At 43.9% G+C, this 1,282-nt stretch carries 1 protein-coding gene; it reads right to left on the bottom strand.

Features of this window, described 5'->3' with window-relative positions; translation table 11 throughout:
- Window positions 1-1,282: UvrD-helicase domain-containing protein (locus A3762_RS18165; protein ID WP_156493571.1), on the bottom strand; the 1,282-nt coding region annotated here is incomplete at both ends.

The following is a 1,282-nucleotide window of genomic DNA, read 5'->3' as shown; positions in this document are numbered from 1 at the left end:
TCCAGCCCTTTAGCGCGATGCATACTTGTAATGTGTATACCTTGAGCATGCTGGATTTGTGTTCTTTCTTCGAGCGCTGCGAGCTCATTTAACAAGGCGTTTGCGTTTTCTGTACGGCTTTCTGCCATAAAGGCCATCAGGTTTTTGACCGTCCTAACTTGCTCGTCACTAGCGTCTTGGCTTAGGCCACTCGTTTTTAGCTCATCAAAAAGCTTCGTTTCTTGTATGTATTGTTTGAACAGCTGTCTTGGAGGGTTTGTATTGTTCTCAAGAGCAGATAAGCCTTTAGCGAAGCGCTCCAATTTGAGCTTTTGGAAGCGGCTTAAGTCGCTTGGAATCATATTCAGTACATGGTGTCCCCAACGGCTAGAGTGCTGAGCAAGTTGATGCATGAAAAGCTGAATTTGACGTTCATTAATGCCCACATGAGGGAACCGGGCTAACTGAATGAATGCTTGCTCTCGCATAGTTGGTGGCATTTGAGCAAAGCTGCCATCGGCAAGTTCAAGCAAACTGCGGATGGCATACATCTCATCCGAACCAAAAATTCCGCGGAACCCATTTAATACGTAAGGTAAATTAGCGCGCAATAGTGCTAATTCTAAATTTGCTGTTTGACTCCAATATCGAACCAAAATTGCGGTTTGATTCCGTTGCGATGCATCATGTTTCGCTAATCGTGTCACGAGGCTGATAAGTTCATTTTGTGTTTCGCATAGCTCGACCGCAGTGTGAGGATTACTCTTAGCAGGAATACACAATGCGTCGTCGTGATAAGGGCTATGCGCAATTAATTGATTGGCGAGTAGAGCGACTTGATGACCATAACGGAAACTCGTGCTGAGCTTGAGCGATTCGCAATGTTTATATTCTTCGGCAAAACCGGACAGCATGTATTGCGGTTTTGCTCCACGGAACTCATATATCGTTTGGTCGGGGTCGCCAACGATGGTGACTTTTGCTCGTTCGCCTGCAATCAAGCTTAACAAGGTATGTTGAATATCATTGGTGTCTTGATATTCGTCAACAAGAATCACGTCCATTTTATTCGAGACTAAATCTCGAAGTTCAGGTTTGGCGATAATGGTTTTGACTGGCGTGTAAAGCATATCAGCATAGCTAATGCGCGAATGGTCATTACGCCATTGCTCAAAGCGTTCAAACAGGCTCGGTAAAAAACCAAATTTATTCTCTAAACCGGAGTGTTTGAAAAAACTATGAGGGTCATCAAGCTGGCTTTTACATTGATCAATAAAGCTTGCTGCAACATCAAGATATTCTT

This window comes from Oleiphilus sp. HI0125, from assembly GCF_001635355.1.
The sequence above is the reverse complement of the archived record's forward strand: the minus strand, read 5'-3'. Positions and strand labels throughout refer to the sequence as shown.